Here is a 16,512-nt window from a genome sequence, read left to right as displayed (position 1 = left end):
AAGATTAAATGAGCGAGAAACGTTGATGTCGAATTCTTATGACTCCTCCAGTATCAAAGTCCTGAAAGGGCTGGATGCGGTACGTAAGCGCCCGGGCATGTATATCGGCGATACGGATGACGGCACCGGTCTGCACCACATGGTATTCGAGGTGGTAGATAACGCTATCGACGAAGCGCTCGCAGGGTACTGTAAAGATATTATCGTCACTATTCATAGCGATAACTCCGTCTCCGTACAGGATGATGGTCGTGGTATTCCGACCGGTATTCACCCTGAAGAGGGCGTTTCCGCTGCGGAAGTGATCATGACCGTTCTGCACGCAGGCGGTAAGTTCGACGATAACTCCTATAAAGTTTCCGGTGGTCTGCACGGCGTGGGTGTTTCCGTGGTCAACGCCTTGTCGCAGAAACTGGAACTGGTTATCCAGCGCGATAACAAAATTCATCGCCAGATTTATGAGCACGGCGTTCCGCAGGCACCGCTGGCGGTTACCGGTGATACCGAGAAAACCGGGACGATGGTGCGTTTCTGGCCGAGCTATGAAACCTTCACCAACGTTACCGAATTCGAATATGAGATTCTGGCGAAGCGCCTGCGTGAGCTGTCATTCCTGAACTCTGGTGTGTCTATCCGCCTGCGTGACAAGCGCGACGGTAAAGAAGATCACTTCCACTATGAAGGCGGCATCAAGGCTTTTGTTGAATACCTCAACAAGAACAAAACGCCGATCCACCCAAATATCTTCTACTTCTCCACCGAAAAAGACGGTATCGGCGTCGAAGTTGCGCTGCAGTGGAACGATGGTTTCCAGGAAAACATCTACTGCTTTACTAACAACATTCCGCAACGCGATGGCGGTACTCACCTTGCAGGTTTCCGTGCGGCGATGACCCGTACGCTGAACGCCTACATGGATAAAGAGGGCTACAGCAAGAAAGCCAAAGTCAGCGCTACCGGCGATGATGCCCGTGAGGGCCTGATTGCGGTCGTCTCTGTAAAAGTGCCGGACCCGAAATTCTCCTCGCAGACCAAAGATAAACTGGTCTCTTCTGAGGTGAAATCGGCGGTAGAACAGCAGATGAACGAACTGCTCAGTGAATATCTGCTGGAAAACCCGTCCGACGCGAAAATCGTGGTCGGCAAAATTATCGATGCGGCGCGTGCGCGTGAAGCGGCGCGTAAAGCGCGTGAAATGACCCGCCGTAAAGGCGCGCTGGATCTTGCCGGCTTGCCAGGCAAACTGGCGGATTGCCAGGAACGCGACCCGGCGCTGTCCGAACTCTACCTGGTGGAAGGGGACTCCGCGGGCGGTTCTGCGAAGCAGGGCCGTAACCGTAAAAACCAGGCGATTCTGCCGTTGAAAGGCAAAATCCTGAACGTTGAGAAAGCGCGTTTCGATAAGATGCTCTCTTCGCAGGAAGTGGCGACGCTTATCACGGCGCTGGGTTGCGGCATCGGCCGCGATGAGTACAACCCGGATAAACTGCGTTATCACAGCATCATCATCATGACCGATGCGGACGTCGATGGTTCGCACATCCGTACCCTGCTGCTGACCTTCTTCTACCGTCAGATGCCGGAAATCGTTGAGCGCGGCCATGTCTACATTGCGCAGCCGCCGCTGTACAAAGTGAAAAAAGGCAAGCAGGAGCAGTACATCAAAGATGATGAAGCGATGGATCAGTACCAGATCGCAATCGCCCTTGATGGTGCCACCCTGCACACCAACGCCAGTGCGCCTGCGTTAGCCGGTGAGCCGCTGGAAAAACTGGTCGCTGAGTACAATGCAGCGCAGAAAATGATTGGTCGCATGGAGCGCCGTTTCCCGCGCGCGCTGCTGAAAGAGCTGGTGTATCAGCCGACGCTGGCCGAAGCCGACCTTTCCGACGAACAGAAAGTGACTCGCTGGGTTAATGCCCTGGTCACTGAGCTGAACGAAAAAGAGCAACACGGTAGCCAGTGGAAGTACGATGTGCGTGTTAATAGCGAGCTGAACCACTTCGAGCCGATTATTCGCGTGCGTACTCACGGCGTCGACACGGATTATCCGCTGGATAACGAGTTTATTATCGGTGGCGAATACCGTCGTCTCTGCGCATTGGGTGAAAAGCTGCGTGGCCTGATCGAAGACGACGCCTTTATCGAACGCGGCGAGCGCCGTCAGCCGGTTGCCAGCTTTGAGCAGGCGCTGGACTGGCTGGTGAAAGAGTCCCGTCGTGGTCTCGCTATCCAGCGTTATAAAGGTCTGGGCGAAATGAACCCGGATCAGCTGTGGGAAACCACCATGGATCCGGACAGCCGCCGCATGCTGCGCGTAACCGTCAAAGATGCGATTGCCGCAGACCAGCTGTTCACCACGCTGATGGGCGATGCGGTTGAACCGCGCCGCGCCTTTATCGAAGAAAACGCCCTGAAAGCGGCGAATATCGATATCTGATCCGCTGTTTCCCCTCTCCATCCGGAGAGGGGAAAATTTAAAAGAGGCACTTCCCGCCCCGGTTCTATCCCCCTTTTCCCGCCATCTCCGTGCTGTTTTTTGAGCGGAATCGCGTTAGCATGAGCCTGGAAATATCTCATCTGGGGATCTCATGGCTATCAAACTTATTGCAATCGATATGGACGGCACGCTGCTGCTGCCGGACCACACCATCTCTCCCGCGGTTAAAAACGCGATCGCCGCTGCGCGTGAACGCGGTATTAACGTGGTGCTGACCACTGGCCGGCCTTACGCGGGCGTACACAGCTACATGAAAGAGCTGCATATGGAACGGGAAGGGGATTATTGCATTACCTATAACGGCGCACTGGTACAGAATGCCAGCGATGGCAGCACTGTCGCGCAAACTGCGCTGAGCTATGATGATTATCGCTATCTGGAAAAACTCTCCCGCGAAGTGGGTGCCCACTTTCACGCGCTGGATCGCAATACGCTCTACACCGCTAACCGTGACATCAGCTACTACACCGTGCATGAATCGTATGTCGCCACCATTCCGCTGGTGTTCTGTGAAGCGGAAAAAATGGATCCGGCAATCCAGTTGCTGAAAGTGATGATGATTGATGAACCAACCATTCTCGATCAGGCCATTGCCCGTATTCCGCAGGAAGTGAAAGAGAAATATACCGTGCTGAAAAGTGCGCCGTACTTTCTCGAAATCCTCGATAAACGTGTCAACAAAGGCACCGGCGTCAAATCGCTGGCCGATGCGCTGAATATCAAACAAGAGGAGATCATGGCGATTGGCGATCAGGAAAATGACATCGCGATGATTGAATATGCAGGCGTGGGCGTGGCAATGGATAACGCCATCCCGGCGGTGAAAGAGGCGGCGAATTTCGTCACCAAATCGAACCTGGAAGACGGCGTTGCCTACGCGATTGAGAAATTTGCGCTGAACTAAGCCGTAACATGCGCAAGGGCGCTACGCCCTTGCCGCTGTTGTCGGTTTTTCTGCTGTCAGCGGGATATGCGCAACGCCGCTTTTCATGATCCATTTGCGTAACCACGGTGTGGTCAGAACGCGGTTTTTGATGATTTTTCCCAGCAGTTTTACGCGTAATCCTCGCGTTTTTCGGCGATAGACGGTATTCGCATTGTCCGGTGTACTACAAAGCACGCCGCTGAGGATTTCGGCGCTATCCAGCGCGTAACTGATGCCCCCGAGCGAGCTGGCGCTGATAAAACCGGCCGCTTCACCAATCAAAAACGCATTATCTTCTCCACAGACAAAATCGCCCCAGCGCGACGGGCATAACACCGTACATTTCTCGCTTTTTACCACCTCGCCAAAGCGAAAATCGAACGCTTCCAGCCGCGTTTTCAGCGCCTCAAAATTTTCACGGCTGTTTTTCAACGCAAACGCGCCGCCAAAAATAAAGTAGCCCTCTTTGCTGATGCTCCATGCATAACAATCGGTGGTCGCGTTATCAAAAACACAGGAGTAGAACGGCTGTGGATGTCGGTCTTTAAACCACTGTTGCAGCGCGACATATTTACGAATGTCATGCGCTGGGTAGAGCTCCCGCCTCACCATTGAGTTTGCGCCATCTGCGCCTACCAGATAGCGGCACGACACGGTGGATTCCACGCCTTCGGCGCAAAACGTCAGATGCCAGAGATCGTTTTCACGCCAGATTTTTCGGCAGAGCGCATCGTGGTAAACGTTGACTGAAGGTGGAATCAACGATTTCATCCACAAATCAAACGCATGGCGATCGATATTCAGGTAACTGCGCTGGTAGTTTCGCGTAAGGCCACTTTGCACATCGACCGTACGCACGCTAAAAATCTGCGGATCGGCCATCACCTGCACCGGAAGCGTAATACCTGCGCGGATAAACGCCCGCTGCGCATCGGGTGCCAGCAGCCCACCGCACGGTTTTTTAAAGCCGCGATTGCCCTGCTGCTGCTTTTTATCCAGCGCGATAACGCTCAGGTTCCCGGCTAACTGCCGCGCCAGTGCCGCGCCTGCTGGCCCCAGCCCGATTATTGCCACGTCAAAATGCTGCATCATTTCCTCCTGTGTCGAGCGAGGAAGGCTAAACCGTGTCTGTGAAGAGACCGTGAAGTGCAGAGTAGGCGAATCCCGCCCATTGCTATACCCTGAAGCGACATTATGGCTTCAGGGTCTTTTCATGAAACAGCTCACCTTTGCTCCGCGCAATCATCAACTTACCAATATCAACACCTGGACGGCAGACAGCCAGTGGCTGGTATTTGATGTTCGGCCCTCTGGCGCATCGTTTACTGGTAAAACCATTGAACGGGTCAATGTGCGCAACGGTGACGTTGAGGTGCTGTATACCGCAACACACGGTGCGCATGTCGGGGTGGTGACGGTGAACCCTCGGGCGCAAGAGTATGTCTTTATCCACGGTCCGGAAAACCCGGACGCCAGCTGGCAGTATGATTTTCACCATCGGCGCGGCGTGGTGTTGGCAAATGGTATCGCCCGTAATCTTGATGCGCTGGACATTACCGCGCCTTACACGCCCGGTGCATTACGCGGCGGCACACATGTGCATGTGTTCAGCCCGAATGGTGAGTTTGTGAGTTTCACGTATAACGACCATGTATTGCACGAGCGCGATCCGGCTCTGGATTTACGCAATGTCGGCGTTGCGGTGCCGTTTGGCCCGGTAACGCCGCCTTGTACGCATCCACGCGAATATGGAGGAAGCCACTGGAGTGTTTTGGTCAGCCGCACGACGCCCACGCCGCGACCGGGCAGCGATGAGATCAACCGCGCCTATGAAGAGGGTTGGGTGGGCAACCAGCGGCTGGCGTTTATCGGCGATACCTTGTCGCACAGCGGTGAAAAAGTGCCGGAGCTGTTTATTATTGCGCTTCCCGGCAATGAACAGGGCTGGAAAACGCCGGGCGATGCGCCATTAGCGGGCAGCGAACAAACCCTGCCCGCGCCGCCAAAAGGTGTGATGCAAAAACGCCTGACGTTTACCCATCACCGCCGCTACCCAGGATTAGTGAATGTGCCGCGTCACTGGGTGCGCAGCAATCCGCAAGCCACGGCAATCGCGTTTCTGATGCGCGACGACGATGGTATTGTGCAATTGTGGCTGATAAGCCCGGACGGCGGCGAACCGCGCCAGTTAACGCATACAACCCACGGAATTCAGTCAGCTTTTAACTGGCATCCTTCCGGCGAGGCGCTGGGGTTTGTGCTGGAAAACCGTATCGCGATGTGCGACGCACAGCATGGCGATATCACCTTTTTGAGCGCCGATCATGCAAACCCGCCGTCGGCGGATGCGGTGGTGTTTTCACCGGACGGTAAGCAGATTGCCTGGATGGAAGAGGTAGATGGTTTCCGCCAGCTATGGATGACGGAAACCGGTTGGTAATTTAATGCGCCGGCATAGGCGCGGGGGGGATCACCGAATCGGTTGCAAGCGAGGCTTTCTCGCTTTGTTCCACCCGCGATTTGAGAGAACTATCGCGGCGGAAAAGATCCCACGGCAGCAATAGCGTATCCAGGATGGCGGTAAAGGGCATATCCAGCACCACCAGTGATTTCGTGCCTATGCCGGTGTCATCATCAGCCAGCATCGCCGAACTGGCGCGTGTGCCGGGGTACGTCCCCTCTTTGCCGCCAGTATGCGACATCACGCTTGAACATCCCGACAACACCATCCCGCTGAGCAATGCAGAAACTATCAGAATCGTTTTCATTTTCGATATGTCATCGTTGTTTATCGTTTGAATGCTATCCGGGGGGTTATAGCCTCCCGAACGAGAAAGCGACAGCATTCGAGCTCCGCTCTGTAGCGGCATTCGCACTTTAACCATTTGTGCTGCAACCCCAGTCTATGCGTTGTGCCAGAAAGTGCAAAAAAAAGTCCGAATTGTGGGCTTGAAAACCTCTCCTTTAGCCACATTTTAGGAATGTAGCCCGGGAACATGCCGGAAGGGTGTTCGGCTACGTTAGTTGCCTGTCCATTGTGGAAGGCATAAAAATCTCGCTGATTTCAGGAGCTTTAACTATGCGTAACTTCGATCTTTCCCCGCTTTATCGTTCAGCCATTGGTTTTGACCGTCTGTTTAACCTGCTGGAAAACAACCAGAACCAGAGCAATGGCGGTTACCCTCCGTACAACGTCGAGTTAGTGGATGAAAACCACTATCGCATCGCTATTGCTGTGGCCGGTTTCGCTGAAAGCGAGCTGGAAATCACCGCCCAGGACAACCTGCTGGTGGTGAAAGGTTCCCATACCGACGAACAAAAAGAGCGCACTTACCTCTATCAGGGCATCGCCGAACGCAACTTCGAGCGCAAATTCCAGTTGGCGGAAAATATCCACGTTAAAGGAGCCAATCTGGTCAACGGCCTGCTGTATGTCGATTTAGAACGCGTGATCCCGGAAGAGAAAAAACCGCGTCGTATCGAAATTAACTGATTATCCAGGGTCGCGACTGGCGGCCCATTCCAGACATGCTCGCCGACAGGGAGCATATGTGAGCTTACGCGCTCGCAGGTATTCACTCGCTTCTTAGAAGGAGAAACACAATGCGTAACTACGATTTATCCCCGCTGCTGCGTCAATGGATCGGCTTTGACAAACTGGCCAACGCCCTGCAAAGCACCAGTGAGCAACAGGCGTTTCCGCCCTACAACATTGAGAAGGGCGACGACAATCACTACCGCATTACCCTCGCGCTGGCTGGTTTCCGCCAGGAAGAGCTGGATATCCAGTTGGAAAACGGGCGCTTAACCGTTAAAGGTACGCCGGAAAAACCGGCTAACGAGCCGAAGTGGCTGCATCAGGGGCTGGTGATCCAGCCGTTTAGCCTGAGCTTTACGCTGGCCGACTATATGGAAGTCTCCGGCGCGACCTTCACCAACGGCCTGCTGCATATCGATCTGCTGCGTAATGTGCCGGAAAGTGCCGCGCCACAGCGTATTGCCATCAGCAATCGCCCGGCGTTAAACAGCTAACGGTTAATAACGAAAAGGCTCCGCATGCGGAGCCTTTTTTGTTTATGCCCGCACACTCTGCAAGAAGCGGTGACGCCAGGGTTTCAGCACAAAAAATGCCAGCAAAGCACAGAGAATATCCAGCGTAATGGCGCAGCCAAACACCAGATCCCAGCTACCGGTTTTCTGGTACAGCAGCGCCGCCAGCGGGCCGCCGAAAATCGAACCAATCCCTTGAGAAATATAGAGCCAGCCGTAATTCGAGGTGGCATGCTGCGTGCCGAAGGTGTCGGTGAGCGTGGCGGGAAACAGGGAGAAAATCTCGCCCCAGCCGAAAAATACCACCCCGGAAAGCAGCACAAACAGCAGCGGATCGTCTTTGCACAACAACCACAGCGCCATTGCGCAGCCTTCCAGACCAAAGGCGATAAACATCATGTTTTCCCGGCCAATCCGGTCAGAAATATAACCGCACACCGGGCGCGTCAGCCCATTCATAAAACGGTCAATAGTCATTGCCAGCGGCAGCGCTGCCATGCCCATTACCGTTACGGCGGTGATGCCGAAATCCTCAGCGAAAATGGCCATCTGCGACGTCACCATCAGTCCTGAGGTAGACATCATGGTCATCATCGCAAACATCAACCAGAACAGCGGTTTGCGCAGCATCTCTTTCGGCGCGAAGCTTTTATCGCTCATATTCAGGTTGCTGGTAATTTCTTCTGTTCGGATGCTGTGCGGCGCCCGTAGCCCCTGGCTGGCGATAAACCCGATGACCGCCATCAGCAGGCCAAATTGCCACAGCGTATTCTCCAGCCCTTTGGCGGCCAGTGATTGCGTCACCGGGAAAGTCGTCAGGATCGCGCCCATACCGTAGCCCGCCGCCACCATCCCTGTGGCAAATCCGCGTTTTTCCGGGAACCATCACACCATCAGGCCAACCACGCCGATATAAACAATGCCGGTGCCAAGGCCGCCCAGTACGCCGTAATAGAGATAGAGTTCCGTCAGGCTGCTGATGGTGGCGGTCAGCATCCAGCTAACACCGCTCAACACCGTGCCGATGGCAATTAGCCGCCGTGGGCCAAACTTATCAATTAATCGCCCCTGAAAGGGGGAGAAGAAGGTTTGCAGAATAATCAGTAGCGAAAAGGTGAGCTGTATTTCCGCCAGGGGCACGTGCAGTTTTTCCATAAACGGCCGAGTCAGCAGTGCCCAGACATACTGCGGGCTGGAAATGGAAACCATGCATACCAGACCCAGCGCCAGTTGCATCCACTTTTTCGGGCTTGCTACCACCACGTTGGTCAATGTTGTATTTGTCATTCTGCCACCCTGTTGTTAACAAAAGTGGTCTTTTGCATTAACTATGCCATAACCTATTATTGCGGCTGGGATTGCGCCGATACTTAGCAGGCATAGGGTTTGAATCAATCCTGAAGCGGTCAGACAGGCGAACAGCACTGCTTTGATTCGGGGCAACCGTTATTTGCTGGTGCACTTTTCGCCACATCACGAAGCAGAGAAAATCCCTGCACTTTGTGCAGCATCACCCATACAGTTATTACAGCTTCTGCCAATATTCCTGTAGTCATCATGTACAGGGAAAAGATCATGAGTGATATCGCGTTAACCGTAAGCGTTCTGGCACTCGTTGCTGTTGTCGGGTTATGGATAGGTAACCTGAAGATTCGAGGCGTCGGGTTTGGCATTGGTGGTGTGCTGTTCGGTGGGATAATCGTCGGCCACTTTGTTGATCAACTGGGCATTCCGTTGAGTAGCCCAATGTTGTTATTTGTGCAGGAGTTCGGCCTGATCCTGTTTGTTTATACCATCGGCATTCAGGTCGGCCCGGGGTTCTTCGCCTCGTTACGCGTCTCCGGCCTGCGGCTGAATCTGTTCGCTATTCTGATCGTACTTCTCGGCGGCCTTGTCACCGCCATTTTGTATAAGCTGTTCGCCATTCCGTTGCCGGTGGTGCTGGGGATTTTCTCCGGCGCGGTAACCAACACGCCAGCACTTGGCGCGGGTCAACAAATCCTGCGTGATTTGGGCATTGCAGGCCCGGTGCTGGATCAGATGGGCATGAGCTACGCGATGGCCTATCCGTTCGGAATCTGCGGGATTTTGTTCAGCATGTGGTTACTGCGCGTGCTGTTTCGCGTCAATGTGGATGAGGAAGCGCGTAAGCACGACGCCACGCTCAGTAACGGCACATCGCTGATTCGCACCATCAATATTCGCGTCGAAAACCCGAATCTCAACAACATGGCGATTCAGGACGTGCCGATCCTCAACAGCGATAAAATCATCTGCTCGCGCTTAAAACGCGGTGAGTTGTTGATGGTGCCTGCGCCCGGTACGCTGATTGAAGCCGGCGATTTGCTGCATCTGGTGGGATTACCTAAAGATCTGCATAACGCTCAACTGGTTATCGGTCAGGAAGTTGATGTCTCGTTATCCACGCGCGGTACGGATTTGCGAGTGGAGCGCGTGGTGGTGACCAACGAAAAAGTGCTGGGGAAAAAGATTCGCGACCTGCACTTTAAAGAGCGCTATGACGTGGTGATTTCACGGCTTAACCGCGCCGGGGTTGAACTGGTGGCGAGCAGCGACGCCAGCCTGCAGTTCGGCGATATTCTCAACCTGGTAGGACGGCCATCGGCGATTGACGCCGTCGCGAATCAAGTCGGTAATGCGCAGCATAAACTGCAACAAGTGCAGATGCTGCCGGTGTTTATCGGTATTGGCCTCGGTGTGTTATTGGGATCGGTGCCGGTGTTTATCCCCGGTTTCCCTGCGGCGCTAAAACTGGGCCTGGCCGGTGGGCCGCTGATTATGGCGCTGATCCTTGGGCGTATCGGCAGTATCGGCAAGCTGTACTGGTTTATGCCGCCCAGCGCCAACCTGGCGCTGCGGGAACTGGGCATTGTACTGTTTTTGGCGGTGGTCGGGCTGAAATCGGGCGGGGATTTTATCGCCACGCTGACCCACGGCGATGGGGTGAAATGGATGTGTTACGGCATTTTCATTACTGCCGTTCCGCTGATAACCGTCGGCTTGCTGGCGCGGATGGTGGCGAAGATGAACTATCTGACCTTATGCGGCATGTTAGCCGGGTCGATGACCGATCCGCCCGCGCTGGCCTTTGCTAACGCGTTGCACCCCACCAGCGGCGCGGCGGCGCTCGCCTATGCCACGGTCTATCCGTTGGTGATGTTTTTGCGCATTATCACGCCGCAATTACTGGCGGTGATCTTCTGGGGAATGGGCTAATGGCGTTTCCGGGTGGATACGCCGCAAATGGTAATCCACCTGGTAATCGCGGGTGTTACGGAACATCACCGAGTAGTTAAGGAACTCGCCGCTGTCGCTGTAGGAAAGGGAGGTGATGCGCAGCAGCGGCGTTTGTTCCTGGATGTTCAATATTTGCGCCAGTTGCTTATCTGCCAGCACCGGCGTCAGGCTTTCGTAGTTGCCGCTGATCGTTATTCCGCACTCCTTTTCGATGTAATCGAACTTTGACCCTTCAAGGTGCGCCAGCGAGAGCGTACGGAACAGTTTCACCGGCATATAGCTATCTTCCAGCATCAGCGGTTTGCCTTCGACATAACGCACGCGGCGCGAGAAGTAGATGCGCTCATTGATTTGGATGCGCAACTGGCTGGCGATCGCCGGTGGCGCAGGCATCACTTCAAACAGCAGCACTTTGCTGTGTACCTCTTTCCCTTGCTGGCGCAGCACTTCTACCAGCCCCGTCAGGTTGGTAGTTTCATGATGTACATCTTTGCGCGCCACAAAGGTTCCGCTGCCGTGACGGCGCACCACCAGCCCCCACACCACCAGCAGATCAACCGCTTTGCGAATGGTCATTCGCGCTACGCCAAACTCCTGCGCCAGCGTTTTTTCACCCGGTAAGGGACTACCGACATTGTAATCCGATGAATTGAGCCGCAGACGCAGCCGCTCGGCTATCGATTTGTAGATCACCTGTATACCTCTTTACCCCCCATGTCAGGAATATACGCACCCTGCATGTCTATTTTTAACTCAAAAAGTAGACCTGAAGAGGCGAAATAAAACCATGAAAGGGATCACGGAACGCTGCGGCGTGTCCTGCCGGCAAGAAGGTGAATTCTTATGCTCATTTCAGGCCACTAAAACAAAACAAGGCCTCTCCCCCCTACAGGTTGTTTCATGAGGATTTAAAAATGCTCAGTCAAATACAACGTTTCGGCGGCGCAATGTTTACCCCGGTGCTGCTTTTTCCCTTCGCGGGCATGGTGGTGGGTATCGCCATTATGCTGCGCAACCCGCTTTTCGTCGGTGAAGCATTAACCGCACCCGATAATCTTTTCGCGCAGATTGTGCACATTATCGAAGAGGGCGGCTGGACCGTGTTTCGTAATATGCCGCTGCTGTTTGCCGTTGGTTTACCGATTGGCCTGGCAAAACAAGCGCAGGGGCGTGCCTGCCTGGCTGTGCTGATCAGCTTTTTAACCTGGAACTACTTTATTAACGCGATGGGAATGACCTGGGGTCACTTCTTTGGCGTGGATTTCTCCGCAGAGCCGACTGCTGGCAGCGGTCTGACGCTGATTGCCGGGATTAAAACGCTCGATACCAGCATTATTGGCGCGATCGTGATTTCCGGTATTGTGACCGCCATCCATAACCGTTTTTTTGAAAAGCCATTACCGGTCTTTCTGGGGATTTTCCAGGGCACGTCGTTTGTGGTGATTATCGCCTTTCTGGTGATGATCCCCTGCGCGTGGTTAACCCTGCTCGGCTGGCCGAAAGTGCAGTTGGGCATTGAATCCTTACAGGCTTTTTTACGCTCTGCCGGTGCGCTGGGCGTGTGGGTGTATACCTTCCTCGAACGCATTCTGATCCCGACCGGGTTGCACCATTTTGTCTATGGTCCGTTTATCTTCGGCCCGGCGGCAGTGGAAGGTGGCATCCAGGTTTACTGGGCGCAGCACTTACAAGAATTCAGCCAGAGCACCGAGCCGCTGAAAGCTCTGTTCCCGGAAGGCGGATTTGCGCTGCACGGTAACTCGAAAGTCTTCGGTTCTGTCGGTATCGCGTTGGCATTGTGGTATACCGCCGCGCCGGAAAACCGCGTCAAAGTTGCCGGTCTGCTGATCCCCGCCACGCTCACTGCTGTACTGGTAGGGATCACCGAACCGCTGGAATTTACCTTCCTGTTTATCTCGCCGCTGCTGTTCGCTATTCACGCGGTACTCGCCGCGTCCATGGCGACGGTGATGTACAGCTTCGGCGTAGTCGGCAACATGGGCGGCGGGCTGCTCGACCAGTTCCTGCCGCAAAACTGGATCCCGATGTTCCATAACCATGCGGCGATGGTGTTCACCCAAATCGCCATTGGTCTGTGCTTTACCGCGCTCTACTTCGTGGTTTTCCGCACATTGATCGTGCGCTTTAACCTGAAAACCCCGGGCCGGGAAGAGAGCGAAATCAAACTCTACAGCAAAGCCGATTACAAAGCCGCGCGCGGGCAAACCACGGCAGCGGCAGCGAATACCCAGCTCGGTCAGGCCGCCGGTTTCCTGCAGGCGCTGGGTGGCAGCGCAAATATTGAAAGCGTGAATAACTGTGCCACAAGGCTGCGTATCGCGCTGATCGATATGGCGAAAACACAAAGTGATGACGTCTTTAAAGCGCTTGGCGCGCACGGCGTGGTCCGGCGCGGCAACGCCATCCAGGTGATTGTCGGGCTGCATGTCCCGCAAGTACGCGACCAAATCGAATCGTTAATGAAAACCCCTTTAACCCCCGAACCATCTACCATGACAGAGGCTGTATCATGAAAAAATTCTCCGTTGTTATTGCCGGTGGCGGCAGCACTTTTACGCCGGGTATCGTTTTAATGCTGCTGGCTAATCGCGAACGTTTTCCGCTGCGGGCGCTGAAGTTCTATGACAATGACGGCGCGCGCCAGGAAACCATCGCCGAAGCCTGCAGAATCATCCTGCGTGAGCAGGCACCTGATATCGAATTTAGCTACACCACCGATCCGAAAACGGCCTTTACCGATGTCGACTTTGTGATGGCGCACATCCGCGTCGGCAAATATCCGATGCGCGAACAGGATGAAAAAATCCCGTTGCGCCACGGTGTTGTCGGCCAGGAAACCTGTGGGCCTGGCGGCATTGCTTACGGCATGCGCTCGATTGGCGGCGTGCTGGAGCTGGTGGACTATATGGAAAAATATTCCCCGAATGCCTGGATGCTGAACTACTCCAACCCGGCCGCGATCGTCGCGGAAGCGACACGCCGCCTGCGTCCGCAGGCAAAAATCCTTAATATCTGCGATATGCCCATCGGCATTGAAGGGCGTATGGCACAGATTGTGGGCCTGCAAGATCGCAAACAGATGCGGGTGCGCTATTACGGGCTGAACCACTTTGGCTGGTGGACATCGATTGAAGATTTGGACGGCAACGATTTAATGCCGAAATTACGCGAATATGTGGCGAAAAATGGCTATGTTCCTCCGGCGAAAGATGAGCACACCGAAGCAAGCTGGAACGATACCTTCGCCAAAGCGAAAGATGTGCAGGCGCTTGACCCGGATACGATGCCGAACACCTATCTGAAGTATTACTTGTTCCCGGATTATGTGGTGGCGCACTCCAATCCTGAGCGTACCCGCGCCAATGAAGTGATGGATCACCGTGAAAAACAGGTGTTTGGTTCCTGTCGCGCCATTATTGAAGCGGGGAAATCATCGGCAGGTGAGCTGGAAATCGACGAACATGCGTCGTATATCGTCGATCTGGCAACCGCCATCGCCTTTAACACCCAGGAACGGATGCTGCTGATTGTGCCGAACAACGGCGCGATCCATAACTTTGATGCTGACGCGATGGTGGAGATCCCTTGCCTGGTGGGTAAAAACGGCCCGCAACCGCTCACGGTGGGCGATATCCCGCATTTCCAGAAGGGGCTGATGAGCCAGCAGGTCGCCGTGGAAAAACTGGTGGTCGATGCCTGGGAGCAGCGCTCGTATCAGAAGTTGTGGCAGGCGATAACCTTGTCCAAAACGGTTCCGAGCGCTTCTGTCGCCAAAGCCATTCTGGATGATTTAGTCGAAGCCAATAAAGCGTTCTGGCCTGAGTTGCATTAATCCCCGCGACCGGCATCGTCAGGATGCCGGTCCTTACTCTGAAACGTATCGAAAAAATTCACCGTATCCGCTACTTTGTTGACCAGTACACCAACAAGGAGCACTGATGAAAATTTCTCGCGTTGGCCAGGCGCCGGACTACCGCTTCTCACTGGCGAACGAACGTACTTTTCTTGCGTGGATCCGCACGGCGCTTGGTTTTCTGGCGGCCGGTGTGGGTCTGGATCAGTTAGCACCGGAATTTGCCACGCCGCTGATTCGCGAAGTGCTGGCGCTGCTGCTGTGTCTCTTCGCAGGCGGTCTGGCGTTGTATGGCTATCTGCGCTGGCTGGGCAATGAAAAAGCGATGCGCCTGAAAGAGGATTTGCCTTACACTCGTGCGTTACTGGTAATAAGCGTTATTTTGCTGGCGGTTGCACTGGTGGTGATGGGGCTGGTTTTCTATGGCGGATAACCGTAAAGCACGCCGCGAAAAAGATCCCGGCTTGCAGCCGGAACGCACGTCGCTGGCGTGGCTGCGCACGTTGTTCGGCTACGGCGCGCTGATGGCGCTGGCGGTCAGGCATAACTGGCAGCATTCAGGGCTGCCGTTTTGGATCTCGCTGGGAGTGCTGCTGTGCGTGGCGCTTCTGCTCTGGCGTTACACACATAAACGTATCTTAATGGATGTGAATAAAAGTGATTTCGTCTTATCCGGCGCGGTACGTGACAAATTATTGATCTCCCTCGCGGTGCTCTCCCTCGCATTACTGTTTGCTGTAACGCATATCCGTCAATTACTCCTGATTTTCTGAGGAACACCGCATGCCCGGCTGCCACGTTATGGCCAAGCCCGCCAGTTCTCGCTGCAATCTTAACTGCCGCTACTGCTTTTACATTGAAAAGCCGCAACAAAAGGTCATGGATGATGCCACCCTGCAGGCGTTTATTCGCCAGCAGATCGACGCCCAACCGGGCAATGTCGTGCCGTTTGCCTGGCAAGGTGGTGAACCCACACTCAGCGGGCTGGATTTCTTTCGTCGGGTCGCCACGCTTCAGACGCAGTTCGCCAACGGCAAACGAATCGAAAATGCCTTTCAAACTAACGGTATTTTGCTGAACGATGCCTGGTGTCGCTTCTTTCGCGAGCACGGCTGGTTAGTCGGTATCTCTATTGATGGCCCGGCGCAGATGCATAACGCTTACCGCGTTAACCGTAGCGGCAAGCCGTCACACCATAACGTGATCGACGCCATTCAACGGCTGGCGAAACACGGTGTGGAATACAACGTGCTCTGTGTCGTCAACAACCTCAATAGCCAGCAGCCGCAGCGCTTGTACCAGTACCTGCGCACGCTCGGTACGCCTTTTTTGCAGTTTATCCCACTGGTGGAACAGGATGAGCAGGGGAATTTAACGGCGGAATCGGTGAGCGGCGAGGCGTGGGGGCGTTTCCTGACCACGGTTTTTGATTGCTGGGTGCGCGAGGATATTGGCCGGGTTTATGTTCAGCTCTTTGATTCAACGCTGGGCGTATGGAGCGGTTACCCGTCGCAAATGTGTACCTTTGGTGAAACCTGCGGTCACGCCTTCGCGCTGGAAGCGAACGGCGATATATATCAATGCGATCACTACGTTTACCCGGCCTACCGGCTTGGCAACCTGCACCATATTCCGATCAAAGAGATTAATCTCAGTCACGAGGTTAGCGCTTTTGGGCAAAACAAAAAGAGTACCCTGCACGCTGCCTGCCGCCGCTGCGATATGCTGCGCTTTTGTCAGGGCGACTGCCCGAAGCACCGCTTTGTGCAGGGAAAAAGCGCGTTATGCCACGGCTACTTTCACTTTTTCAGCCATACCGCGCCGCATATGTGCGTCATGCGTGACCTGCTTAAACAGCGGCGTTCACCGATGGAGTTAATGTCTTTTATGCGCAACCACCGCTGA

14 protein-coding genes, 1 pseudogene and 1 other annotated feature are annotated in these 16,512 nt (G+C 54.5%); of the genes and pseudogenes, 11 read left to right on the top strand and 4 right to left on the bottom strand.

The annotated features are described in order from the left end of the window. Nucleotides 1-25: 25 nt before the first annotated feature. Both gyrB and yidA read left to right on the top strand, forming a co-directional pair. Nucleotides 26-2,440 (top strand): DNA topoisomerase (ATP-hydrolyzing) subunit B, encoded by a 2,415-nt coding sequence (gene gyrB, locus M8Q36_RS05835; RefSeq protein ID WP_249880320.1) that lies wholly within the window; start codon nt 26-28, stop codon nt 2,438-2,440. 151 nt (nt 2,441-2,591) lie between these two features. Beyond that, nucleotides 2,592-3,404, top strand: a complete 813-nt coding sequence (yidA, locus tag M8Q36_RS05830; protein WP_249880319.1) for a sugar-phosphatase — start codon at nt 2,592-2,594, stop codon at nt 3,402-3,404. A gap of 21 nt (nt 3,405-3,425) precedes the next feature. Here yidA and M8Q36_RS05825 read toward each other — a convergent pair whose 3' ends face one another. Then, a complete protein-coding gene (locus tag M8Q36_RS05825) occupies nt 3,426-4,514 on the bottom strand; it encodes an FAD-binding protein (protein ID WP_249882720.1) in 1,089 nt (362 codons plus the stop codon). Nucleotides 4,515-4,638: 124 nt separating this feature from the next. Here M8Q36_RS05825 and M8Q36_RS05820 point away from each other — a divergent pair, with 124 nt between their 5' ends. Further along, nucleotides 4,639-5,865: a YidR family protein gene (locus tag M8Q36_RS05820; RefSeq protein WP_249880318.1), complete on the top strand. Its 1,227-nt coding sequence runs from the start codon at nt 4,639-4,641 to the stop codon at nt 5,863-5,865. Between the two features lies 1 nt (nt 5,866). Here the strand turns inward: M8Q36_RS05820 and M8Q36_RS05815 are convergent, their stop codons facing one another. Next, nucleotides 5,867-6,193 (bottom strand): YceK/YidQ family lipoprotein, encoded by a 327-nt coding sequence (locus M8Q36_RS05815; RefSeq protein ID WP_249880317.1) that lies wholly within the window; start codon nt 6,191-6,193, stop codon nt 5,867-5,869. 242 nt (nt 6,194-6,435) lie between these two features. Further along, nucleotides 6,436-6,511: a sequence feature (ROSE (Repression Of Heat Shock gene Expression) occurs in the 5'-region of heat shock genes and acts as an RNA thermometer to modulate expression.), on the top strand. On the opposite strand from M8Q36_RS05815, the gene ibpA reads away from it, so the two are divergent. Both ibpA and ibpB read left to right on the top strand, forming a co-directional pair. Then, nucleotides 6,505-6,918, top strand: a complete 414-nt coding sequence (gene ibpA, locus M8Q36_RS05810) for a small heat shock chaperone IbpA (RefSeq protein ID WP_017458080.1) — start codon at nt 6,505-6,507, stop codon at nt 6,916-6,918. It overlaps the preceding feature by 7 nt. Before the next feature lie 110 nt (nt 6,919-7,028). Further along, entirely contained in the window at nt 7,029-7,457 is a 429-nt protein-coding gene (gene ibpB, locus M8Q36_RS05805; protein ID WP_017458081.1) for a small heat shock chaperone IbpB, read from the top strand. A 42-nt stretch (nt 7,458-7,499) separates the two neighbouring features. Here the strand turns inward: ibpB and oxlT are convergent. Next, nucleotides 7,500-8,762, bottom strand: a pseudogene (oxlT, locus tag M8Q36_RS05800) (oxalate/formate MFS antiporter). Between the two features lie 288 nt (nt 8,763-9,050). On the opposite strand from oxlT, the gene M8Q36_RS05795 reads away from it, so the two are divergent. Further along, nucleotides 9,051-10,712, top strand: a complete 1,662-nt coding sequence (locus M8Q36_RS05795) for a putative transporter (RefSeq protein WP_249880316.1) — start codon at nt 9,051-9,053, stop codon at nt 10,710-10,712. On the opposite strand, the gene M8Q36_RS05790 is transcribed toward M8Q36_RS05795, so the two are convergent. Further along, nucleotides 10,680-11,426 (bottom strand): GntR family transcriptional regulator, encoded by a 747-nt coding sequence (locus M8Q36_RS05790; RefSeq protein ID WP_020455836.1) that lies wholly within the window; start codon nt 11,424-11,426, stop codon nt 10,680-10,682. The genes M8Q36_RS05795 and M8Q36_RS05790 overlap by 33 nt on opposite strands. Nucleotides 11,427-11,647: 221 nt before the next feature. Between M8Q36_RS05790 and M8Q36_RS05785 the strand changes: the two genes are divergently transcribed. From M8Q36_RS05785 to M8Q36_RS05765, 5 genes are all read left to right on the top strand, one after another. Then, nucleotides 11,648-13,267 carry an alpha-glucoside-specific PTS transporter subunit IIBC gene (locus tag M8Q36_RS05785; protein ID WP_249880315.1) on the top strand — a complete coding sequence of 540 codons (1,620 nt, stop codon included), beginning with the start codon at nt 11,648-11,650 and terminating at the stop codon, nt 13,265-13,267. Then, nucleotides 13,264-14,586, top strand: coding sequence for a 6-phospho-alpha-glucosidase (locus tag M8Q36_RS05780; RefSeq protein WP_249880314.1), 1,323 nt, complete (start codon nt 13,264-13,266; stop codon nt 14,584-14,586). The genes M8Q36_RS05785 and M8Q36_RS05780 overlap by 4 nt, the downstream gene beginning before the upstream one ends. Nucleotides 14,587-14,692: 106 nt before the next feature. Next, nucleotides 14,693-15,040, top strand: coding sequence for a YidH family protein (locus M8Q36_RS05775; protein ID WP_200551117.1), 348 nt, complete (start codon nt 14,693-14,695; stop codon nt 15,038-15,040). After that, nucleotides 15,030-15,380 (top strand): DUF202 domain-containing protein, encoded by a 351-nt coding sequence (locus M8Q36_RS05770; protein ID WP_249880313.1) that lies wholly within the window; start codon nt 15,030-15,032, stop codon nt 15,378-15,380. Before M8Q36_RS05775 ends, M8Q36_RS05770 begins: the two co-directional genes overlap by 11 nt. 10 nt (nt 15,381-15,390) lie before the next feature. Beyond that, nucleotides 15,391-16,512 (top strand): anaerobic sulfatase maturase, encoded by a 1,122-nt coding sequence (locus M8Q36_RS05765; RefSeq protein WP_249880312.1) that lies wholly within the window; start codon nt 15,391-15,393, stop codon nt 16,510-16,512.

Origin of the sequence: Kosakonia sp. R1.Fl, from assembly GCF_023516815.1 — a bacterium.
Lineage (GTDB): Bacteria > Pseudomonadota > Gammaproteobacteria > Enterobacterales > Enterobacteriaceae > Kosakonia.
The sequence above is the reverse complement of the archived record's forward strand: the minus strand, read 5'-3'. Positions and strand labels throughout refer to the sequence as shown.

What these genes read in the sequence shown, in the direction of transcription:
- M8Q36_RS05780 (WP_249880314.1), top strand. Translation starts at nt 13,264, where the DNA reads ATGAAAAAATTCTCCGTTGTTATTGCCGGTGGCGGCAGCACTTTTACG.
- M8Q36_RS05795 (WP_249880316.1), top strand. Translation starts at nt 9,051, where the DNA reads ATGAGTGATATCGCGTTAACCGTAAGCGTTCTGGCACTCGTTGCTGTT.
- yidA (WP_249880319.1), top strand. Translation starts at nt 2,592, where the DNA reads ATGGCTATCAAACTTATTGCAATCGATATGGACGGCACGCTGCTGCTG.
- ibpA (WP_017458080.1), top strand. Translation starts at nt 6,505, where the DNA reads ATGCGTAACTTCGATCTTTCCCCGCTTTATCGTTCAGCCATTGGTTTT.
- M8Q36_RS05770 (WP_249880313.1), top strand. Translation starts at nt 15,030, where the DNA reads ATGGCGGATAACCGTAAAGCACGCCGCGAAAAAGATCCCGGCTTGCAG.
- ibpB (WP_017458081.1), top strand. Translation starts at nt 7,029, where the DNA reads ATGCGTAACTACGATTTATCCCCGCTGCTGCGTCAATGGATCGGCTTT.
- M8Q36_RS05815 (WP_249880317.1), bottom strand. Translation starts at nt 6,193, where the DNA reads ATGAAAACGATTCTGATAGTTTCTGCATTGCTCAGCGGGATGGTGTTG.
- M8Q36_RS05785 (WP_249880315.1), top strand. Translation starts at nt 11,648, where the DNA reads ATGCTCAGTCAAATACAACGTTTCGGCGGCGCAATGTTTACCCCGGTG.
- M8Q36_RS05825 (WP_249882720.1), bottom strand. Translation starts at nt 4,514, where the DNA reads ATGCAGCATTTTGACGTGGCAATAATCGGGCTGGGGCCAGCAGGCGCG.
- gyrB (WP_249880320.1), top strand. Translation starts at nt 26, where the DNA reads ATGTCGAATTCTTATGACTCCTCCAGTATCAAAGTCCTGAAAGGGCTG.
- M8Q36_RS05820 (WP_249880318.1), top strand. Translation starts at nt 4,639, where the DNA reads ATGAAACAGCTCACCTTTGCTCCGCGCAATCATCAACTTACCAATATC.
- M8Q36_RS05775 (WP_200551117.1), top strand. Translation starts at nt 14,693, where the DNA reads ATGAAAATTTCTCGCGTTGGCCAGGCGCCGGACTACCGCTTCTCACTG.
- M8Q36_RS05765 (WP_249880312.1), top strand. Translation starts at nt 15,391, where the DNA reads ATGCCCGGCTGCCACGTTATGGCCAAGCCCGCCAGTTCTCGCTGCAAT.